Origin of the sequence: Nostoc sp. (genome assembly GCF_036917755.1) — a bacterium.
Lineage (GTDB): Bacteria > Cyanobacteriota > Cyanobacteriia > Cyanobacteriales > Nostocaceae > Nostoc.
Genome location: NZ_JBALFC010000120.1, coordinates 118,937 through 126,165, shown reverse-complemented (window position 1 = coordinate 126,165; position 7,229 = coordinate 118,937). Strand labels below are relative to the sequence as shown.

Genomic DNA, 7,229 nt, shown 5'->3' with positions numbered 1-7,229 from the left:
TTCTGAGGCTCGATGTTGACCTTCTGAGGCTCGATGTTGACCTTCTGAGGCTCGATGTTGACCTTCTGAGGCTCGATGTTGACCTTCTGAGGCTCAAAAATGCCTTGGCGATTAGAAATTGCGGCTACACAAACAAAACCTGCCTTCGCAGGTTACAAAAATCTTGGGATACAAAACGCGAAAAGGGCATAACATTGTTATGCCCCTACAAATTGCGTGTATTTTACTAAATTTACAACTGGTGTAATCCCCTACTTTAGATTTTAGCTAACTGGGACTTCGGGTTGCTTTTTCTTAGAACGGTGGTTAAACCTGCGTCCCATCTCATCAATTACTGCATCTAAACCTGTGACATCACCGCTAGCTTTGGCATAGCTATAAATTGCTAATGCTGCGGTATAGGCTTCGCTAGCAGCAGCTATACAGGTATCATCTACCAGTTCTTGTAGTTGTGTTAGAGACAAAAGCACTGGATACAAGTCCTCAAATATCCCTAAATCTCGGCGCATTTCTTCTAAATCAAAAGAACGAGGCAAAAAATTAGGGTTTTGTGTCGCCACTTCTAAAGCTTTACTGACAAAAGCTCGACTTTTATCTCCCATTTTTAGCATTTTTCGCCGATCTTCGGGGGTCAAATCAACCAAAAACGGTAACTTTTCTCTAATTGTAGCGATCGCCTGCATGACTACTTCTTTGTCTGCTGGGGCTAAGTTGGCACTGATGCGATTTTCTGCCATTTTTATTACTCTTTTAGTAGGGCTTAATTTCAGTGTTCCCAAAATTATGGAAGCGATCGCTATTGTTGAGAGGTAATTAACGTAAGTTTGATAAACCTCTCCCTGCCTTAAACTAAAAATCAACTATCTCGACGATGAAGTGATAAAAGTGTTTAGTATAAACTAATGAAACTGAATGCAGAAATCAATGCGTAAACAAATCATTGAATATACATCTCCACTAGATGCGCTGATAGCCCTTACCAAACAGTTAAATACCTATGAAATAAAGTATCAAATGAATTCAGAAGAATTTTTTGCAAAATATAGTCAAGGCGAAACTTCTGACGATGAAGTGTTTGTCGAATGGGCAGGAAACTACCAACATTATCTAGCTCTACACCAAGATATAAAGAGCAAACTCAAAGATAGCGATCGCATTTATCAGAGGGGAACACTCAAAAATACTTGCAATTGCCAATTCCCAACTCTGCTGCTAAAGTTCTAATTTTTCAACTCATGATAACTCAAGCTTCTGTTTCCAGTAAAAGCGCCCGATAACCTGCTTGGACAAAGTGTTGATCAGCTGTTGCTGCAATAATTAAGCCCTGATCTTGCATGACAATAAAGGAAATACAATCAGTTAGTCCCCAAGTTTTGTCTAGACGGGACTGATAGAGCTGTAAAGCACGGTTGAGCAGTTCTGTGTCTACACTCACAACAGACATATTTGGTGTTTGATAGCACTGCTGGATAAATCGGATCGCTGCTGTGCGATTAAAAGCACTCAAAGCATTACCAACTTCAATTAAAACAGCTTCAGTTAACCATACTTCCACGGCGCTTTGGACACGCGGTAGCAGGGTTCTAGCCTTGATATGGTATTGATCGCGTGCATTTAGTAACGCTTGGATAAAAACAGTGTCTAAAAATATTCGCTCACCTGTCATGTGTTAATTTCAGGCTGATGTTTTGGTGTGCCATACAGGTAATGGTCATGTTGACTTGCCCAATCTTCGGGTGCATCAACTGTTCCCGTTAAATCTTCTAATACATCCCACACATCAGCCGCTTTAGTTTCAGATGAGTTAATATCCTCAGAAACGATAGTAATTACGTAGCGCTTGTTTGGCTCTAAATCAAGTGGTATATCTGGTCGCAAAACAGAACCATCAAATGTAACCGTTAAGATTTTGCTCATTGATACCTTCCTTCTAACCACTAATTACCGCGATCGCATCAATTTCTACTAACACATCTTTAGGTAAGCGCGATACCTGGACACAAGCCCGCGCTGGGGCTGTATCTTCCGGGAAATATTTAGCATATATGGCATTTACTGCCGCGAAATCATTCATATCAGCTAAAAATACAGTGGTTTTTACGACATCTTGAAAAGTCGCACCAGCTGCTATGAGGATGGCTTCAAGATTAGCTAATACCTGCTCAGTTTGCTTTTTGACATCATCAGTGTAGACGACATCACCAAGGCGGGGATCGATGGCAATTTGTCCAGCTATGAATATAAATTGACCAGAAGCGGCGATCGCTTGATTATAAGGGCCGACTGGAGCCGGTGCGTTATCAGTACGAATTACTTTACGAGTCATAGATATTACTTTCTCTAACGATGTTTCCTGTGTACGATTTCCGCTTCAGCTGCGATCGGTTTGTAGACTTCTCCATCTGGCATTATTGCACGACTGAAGTCAGCATCGCGATCGCACTCGTATAATACTGTTACGACAGACTGCAAAACATTATTTATGAACAAACCAGGATGAATATTAAAGAACTACTACTCCAAGAAATTGAATCATCCTCAGATGTTCTATTAGCCCAAACACTAGATTTTTTGCGTTTTCTCAAAACCAAACCAGAAACCGAGGAAATATCCCTTGACCTGTCAACGGAAAAAAATGATCATACTTCCAGTCATCAAACGAAACCAGAAATACAAGAAGCAACACCAATTCTGAGAGGCTCTAAAGCAGAAGACTTACTAAAATTTGCCGGAACTTGGCAAGGGGATGACTTTGAGGAGTGCTTGCAGCTTGTTTACGAAACTCGTTCCCCGGCTGAATTTTAGTGATGTATCTCCTAGACACCAATCATTGTAGCCGGATCATTTTCGGAGAAACAAACATCATTCGTCGGTTACAAGAACACATCGGCTTAGGAGTTGCAACTAGCGTTATTGTGCAAGGTGAACTCCTTTACATGGTGCAAAAGTCTTCTCAACAAGAAGCAAATCTTCGCTTTGTCAGAACTTTTCTGCAAACCATTGATCTTTATCCCATTAGTGGAGGGGTTGCCGATGTTTACGGTAGCCTCAAAGGGGAAATTGTCGAACATTTTGGCCCCAAAAACAAAGCAAAGCGGAGAAAGTTTACAGTTCAAGATTTGGGTTTTAGCGATAACGACTTGTGGATAGCATCAACTGCTCTGCACTATAACCTCACCGTCGTCTCAGGGGACAGTGATTTTCAAAGGATACAACAGGTGCAAGCCTTAGCGTTAGAATCTTGGCTTTGACATCCTCACAAAACCAACCGATTCCTACAGAACATTTATGCAAACTGCATGGTGGAGAATTCGAGATATTCCTCTCCCCTCTTCCTTTGCGCCCTTTGCGTCCTTCTCCCAAGGGGAGACGCTAACGCGAACGCGGTTCGTTCCTCTTACCCCAACCTCGGACGTATCCCATAATGCCGATATCGCCAATAATCCCGCAGAATGCGATCGTGGTCAAAACATAAATTACTAGGCACTCGCCAAGACTCAAAAACTCCTACACCCTTAGCATCATCCCCAGCCAGAGGTTCCCCCGTCGCCGTCGCCAAAAACACAATACTAATAGTATGCTGACGGGGATCGCGATCGGGGTCAGAATACACCAGTAATTGTTCAACTAACTCCACCTGCAAACCCGTTTCTTCCTCAGCTTCCCGCCGCGCTGCCACTTCTACCGCTTCCCCATAATCGACAAAACCACCAGGAATAGCCCAACCTAAAGGTAGATTATGTCTTTCAATTAACACTATTGGCCGATGAGGTCGGTCTACTAATTCAATGATGATATCAACTGTTGGTGTAGGATTTCGATAAATCATGCAATTTTGAATTTTGAATTTTGAATTTTGAATTGATTTCTCCCTACTATCGACAGCTTTCAAAGCTGAACGTAGCATGATAGATTGATGCGATCGCTCCCTCCTATAACTCAGGTTAAATATGCCTTTTCCTAGATCAAGTGGCATTTTGCTGCATCCTACCTCCTTTCCCAGTCGATTTGGTATTGGAGATTTAGGCTTAGAAGCCTATCGCTTCATTGATTTTCTCAAAGAGAGCCATCAACAATATTGGCAAGTTTTACCGTTGGGTCCCACTGGATACGGCAATTCTCCGTATATGTGCTACTCGGCAATGGCGGGAAATCCTCTGCTGATTAGCCCAGAAAAACTCTTAGAAGAGGGTTTGCTATCTGAAGAAGACTTTGCTAATTTACCAGGATTCCCGGTAGAAAAGGTAGATTTCCAGCAGGTTGTGCCGATAAAAATTGCGCTACTCAAAAAAGCCTGTGAAAACTTTAAAGCGAATGCTACGCCTATCCAGCATAAAGAGTTTGAAGGTTTTTGCGACAGTAAAGCCTATTGGCTAGATAATTACGCCTTATTTATGGCGCTCAAAGATGCCAACGACAATGCAAACTGGCATGCATGGGAGCGAGAACTTGTCAAGCGGCAACCGGAAGCATTAGCTCAGGCAGAGCATCGGCTCAACGGAGAGATTTTTTATTATAAATTCGTCCAATTTGAGTTTTTCCGGCAGTGGTCAGACCTGAAAAGCTACGCCAACATGCGCGGCATTGACATTATCGGCGATATCCCGATCTACGTAGCTCACGATAGTGCCGACGTGTGGGCTCATCCCGACATCTTTTGCTTAGACGAAGAGACGGGAGTTGCTGCTCAAATGGCAGGAGTTCCACCAGATTACTTTAGCGCCACCGGTCAATTGTGGGGCAACCCGGTTTATAACTGGGAGGAATTGCAAAAACAAGACTTTAAATGGTGGGTACAGCGCTTTGAGGCAATGCTGGATTATGTAGATATAATTCGCATTGACCACTTCCGGGGCTTTGAGGCTTATTGGTCTGTGCCTCAAGGTGAAGAAACTGCGATGAATGGTAAATGGGTGGAAGCGCCTGGAGATGCTTTTTTTGAAGTGATTAGGCAGAAGTTGGGCAAGCTACCCGTCTTGGCAGAAGATTTGGGAGTAATTACACCAGAGGTAGATGCGCTGCGAGACAAGTATGAATTTCCTGGGATGAAAGTTTTGCAGTTTGCCTTTGGTTCTAATCCCGATAATCCATTTTTACCATTCAATTACCCACGAAATGCTGTAGTTTATACCGGCACTCACGATAATGACACAACTGTAGGCTGGTTCAACACGGCTAACGACAACGAAAAGCAAAACCTGTTGCTTTATTTAGGTTGTATTAGTCCTGAAGGTGTCCACTGGGATTTAATTCGCCTAGCTTTGAGTTCCATTGCCAACCAAGCGATTATTCCTTTGCAAGATATTTTGGGATTAGGAAACGAAGCGCGGATGAATTTTCCCAGTGTTGCAGAGGGTAACTGGGAATGGCGCTATCAAGCAGCAGCGTTGACAGAGGAATTAGGCGATCGCTTAAAAGTTCTTACCAGACTCAATGGACGCGCCCCGCAAGCAAATTGAGGAATGGGGAGTGGGGAGATGGGGAGATGAGGCAGCAAGGGAAAAAACACTCCCCCATCTTCCTCATCTCCCTCATCTCCCTCATCCCCTCATCTCAAAACTTAGGTTTAGCAGCAATCCTAATTTCTTCCTCCTTCCCAGGCTCTCCCATTTCCTTGGCTTTCTCTTGATTGACGCTCATCAACACACCACCAGCATTATCAGTTTTCACTGTCAGTTGCTCTTGGGCTTTCCAAGTTCGGTGAGTTCCCTCTGGCAGAATACCCTCAAACTCGGTTTTGCCATCGGCTACTACGCGAATCCAAGATGACGCTTTCAAAGTGACACCAATCTGTACAGCCTGTGCCTGGTGGATACCGCTAAAGCGATCGCTGATTGGTTGAACCTCAACTGACTCTTTTCGTTGGGCTAGTTCTGGTTTCACAACGGACTTTTGTTTTTGGTATGGCTGATTTTGGCTATTACTTGCTTGTAGTACAGCGTTATTTAATAACTGAGATAAGCCATTTACAGAGCAGAAAATTAGGAATATGTAAAGAAAGTAAAGGTGAATCGGACGTAGTTGACTAAGGGGTGAAATATTTCCCATACCTTGGGGGTTAACTTGTTGAGAACTGATCGGAAAAGTGCTAGAAAATTCTACTCCATTCAAGCCGAGTGCTTCGGCAAATAGCCTGAGCAAACCCTGAATATAGATTGGTTCTGGCAGTTCGTTTAAATTACCTTCTTCGATCGCTTGTAATAATCGCCGGGGAATCCTGGTCAATACAACCACTTGCTCTAGAGATAGAATCTGTTCTTGACGCAATGCCGAAAGTTTAGCGCCCAATTCTGCCAACTTTTCCGCTCGTTGTTGCTCTAATGAAAGTGATGGCTGGTGATTATTCTTCTTTCTTGGCCATTTCATGGCTACTGACGCTCCTTAATTCCACTGAATCAATAATTAGGTTGCATTATCTGCTTTTGCAAAAAGTTAATCTCGTAATCTTTGAGGGAACGATATTTACCCTCATCTAAAAAGGGTTCTTTTGAAGTTTGTAATTGAATTGAACCGATAGCAGTCCGATGCAGCTTGATTACTGGGTATCCTAACTGTTGGGCTATACGGCGAATTTGGCGATTTCTTCCCTCCTGCAACACTATTTCTAAAAAGCTTTGCTCGGCACAACGTTCTATTAGGCGTACCTTGGCCGCCCTGGTTTTTCTACCGTCCAACATCACACCCTGACGCCACTTTTGCAGTACTGCTTCTGGAGGATGTCCTTTGACCAAAACACGATATGTTTTGGAAATACTGTGACGTGGGTGGGTTAGTTCAAATGTCAGTTCTCCGTCATTTGTCAGGATTAATGCTCCTGTAGAGTCTGCATCTAAACGCCCAACTGGGTGAATGCCGGAACCCTCTCGTAATTCTTTCGGTAGTAAATCCAGAACTGTTGGTCTGTGGTGAGGGTCGTAGCAAGTTGAAACCACTCCCAGAGGTTTGTGCAGCAATAGATATATTAAAGCCGGACGGTGCTTTTGGGATAAGGGTTTACCATCCACAGCGATCGCATCTTTTTCGGGATCAACTTTTTGACCTAAATGTGCCAATATCCCATTGATCTGCACCCGTGAGTCCCTAATCATTTCTTCGGCTTCACGACGTGAGGCGATACCCCATTGAGCGAGAATTTTTTGTAACCGTGCCTCCATGTGGAAATTGCTTATTTACTAACAATTAAATGATATTTGCATTTTGTCCCTAGTAGGCATAAATGTTACATTTAA

11 protein-coding genes and 1 pseudogene are annotated in these 7,229 nt (G+C 43.2%); 5 read left to right on the top strand and 7 right to left on the bottom strand.

Features of this window, described 5'->3' with window-relative positions:
• On the top strand, nt 1–230 hold a 230-nt coding region (locus V7L05_RS26665; RefSeq protein ID WP_335168603.1), incomplete at its 5' end, for a hypothetical protein.
• 33 nt (nt 231–263) lie between these two features.
• Here the strand turns inward: V7L05_RS26665 and V7L05_RS26660 are convergent.
• Nucleotides 264–737, bottom strand: a complete 474-nt coding sequence (locus tag V7L05_RS26660; RefSeq protein WP_335168601.1) for a hypothetical protein — start codon at nt 735–737, stop codon at nt 264–266.
• Between the two features lie 187 nt (nt 738–924).
• Here V7L05_RS26660 and tumA point away from each other — a divergent pair, with 187 nt between their 5' ends.
• Nucleotides 925–1,224, top strand: a complete 300-nt coding sequence (gene tumA / locus V7L05_RS26655) for an antitoxin TumA (protein ID WP_335168600.1) — start codon at nt 925–927, stop codon at nt 1,222–1,224.
• Nucleotides 1,225–1,243: 19 nt separating this feature from the next.
• On the opposite strand, the gene V7L05_RS26650 is transcribed toward tumA, so the two are convergent.
• From V7L05_RS26650 to V7L05_RS26640, 3 genes and pseudogenes are all read right to left on the bottom strand, one after another.
• On the bottom strand, nt 1,244–1,666 hold the full coding sequence (locus V7L05_RS26650; protein ID WP_335168599.1) for a type II toxin-antitoxin system VapC family toxin: 423 nt from the start codon (nt 1,664–1,666) through the stop codon (nt 1,244–1,246).
• Nucleotides 1,663–1,917: a hypothetical protein gene (locus V7L05_RS26645; protein WP_334783947.1), complete on the bottom strand. Its 255-nt coding sequence runs from the start codon at nt 1,915–1,917 to the stop codon at nt 1,663–1,665. The genes V7L05_RS26650 and V7L05_RS26645 overlap by 4 nt, the downstream gene beginning before the upstream one ends.
• A 13-nt stretch (nt 1,918–1,930) precedes the next feature.
• Nucleotides 1,931–2,433 (bottom strand): annotated as a pseudogene (locus V7L05_RS26640) (RidA family protein); the annotation flags it as partial.
• A gap of 63 nt (nt 2,434–2,496) precedes the next feature.
• Between V7L05_RS26640 and V7L05_RS26635 the strand changes: the two are divergent.
• Entirely contained in the window at nt 2,497–2,805 is a 309-nt protein-coding gene (locus V7L05_RS26635; RefSeq protein ID WP_335168597.1) for a hypothetical protein, read from the top strand.
• A 2-nt stretch (nt 2,806–2,807) separates the two neighbouring features.
• Nucleotides 2,808–3,251, top strand: coding sequence for a type II toxin-antitoxin system VapC family toxin (locus V7L05_RS26630; protein ID WP_335168596.1), 444 nt, complete (start codon nt 2,808–2,810; stop codon nt 3,249–3,251).
• 146 nt (nt 3,252–3,397) lie between these two features.
• Here V7L05_RS26630 and V7L05_RS26625 read toward each other — a convergent pair whose 3' ends face one another.
• Nucleotides 3,398–3,829, bottom strand: a complete 432-nt coding sequence (locus tag V7L05_RS26625) for an NUDIX hydrolase (RefSeq protein WP_335168621.1) — start codon at nt 3,827–3,829, stop codon at nt 3,398–3,400.
• Nucleotides 3,830–3,950: 121 nt separating this feature from the next.
• Here V7L05_RS26625 and malQ point away from each other — a divergent pair, with 121 nt between their 5' ends.
• The gene (gene malQ, locus V7L05_RS26620) at nt 3,951–5,459 is read left to right on the top strand and encodes a 4-alpha-glucanotransferase (RefSeq protein WP_335168594.1); all 1,509 of its coding nucleotides are present in this window, start codon (nt 3,951–3,953) and stop codon (nt 5,457–5,459) included.
• A 94-nt stretch (nt 5,460–5,553) separates the two neighbouring features.
• Here the strand turns inward: malQ and V7L05_RS26615 are convergent, their stop codons facing one another.
• Nucleotides 5,554–6,366 (bottom strand): helix-turn-helix domain-containing protein, encoded by an 813-nt coding sequence (locus V7L05_RS26615; protein ID WP_335168592.1) that lies wholly within the window; start codon nt 6,364–6,366, stop codon nt 5,554–5,556.
• A 29-nt stretch (nt 6,367–6,395) separates the two neighbouring features.
• The gene (locus V7L05_RS26610) at nt 6,396–7,154 is read right to left on the bottom strand and encodes a pseudouridine synthase (protein ID WP_335168590.1); all 759 of its coding nucleotides are present in this window, start codon (nt 7,152–7,154) and stop codon (nt 6,396–6,398) included.
• Between the last annotated feature and the right edge of the window lie 75 nt (nt 7,155–7,229).

Coding starts and splice junctions, on each gene's coding strand:
- V7L05_RS26660 (WP_335168601.1), bottom strand. CDS start 737: ATGGCAGAAAATCGCATCAGTGCCAACTTAGCCCCAGCAGACAAAGAA.
- tumA (WP_335168600.1), top strand. CDS start 925: ATGCGTAAACAAATCATTGAATATACATCTCCACTAGATGCGCTGATA.
- V7L05_RS26650 (WP_335168599.1), bottom strand. CDS start 1,666: ATGACAGGTGAGCGAATATTTTTAGACACTGTTTTTATCCAAGCGTTA.
- V7L05_RS26645 (WP_334783947.1), bottom strand. CDS start 1,917: ATGAGCAAAATCTTAACGGTTACATTTGATGGTTCTGTTTTGCGACCA.
- V7L05_RS26635 (WP_335168597.1), top strand. CDS start 2,497: ATGAATATTAAAGAACTACTACTCCAAGAAATTGAATCATCCTCAGAT.
- V7L05_RS26630 (WP_335168596.1), top strand. CDS start 2,808: ATGTATCTCCTAGACACCAATCATTGTAGCCGGATCATTTTCGGAGAA.
- V7L05_RS26625 (WP_335168621.1), bottom strand. CDS start 3,829: ATGATTTATCGAAATCCTACACCAACAGTTGATATCATCATTGAATTA.
- malQ (WP_335168594.1), top strand. CDS start 3,951: ATGCCTTTTCCTAGATCAAGTGGCATTTTGCTGCATCCTACCTCCTTT.
- V7L05_RS26615 (WP_335168592.1), bottom strand. CDS start 6,366: ATGAAATGGCCAAGAAAGAAGAATAATCACCAGCCATCACTTTCATTA.
- V7L05_RS26610 (WP_335168590.1), bottom strand. CDS start 7,154: ATGGAGGCACGGTTACAAAAAATTCTCGCTCAATGGGGTATCGCCTCA.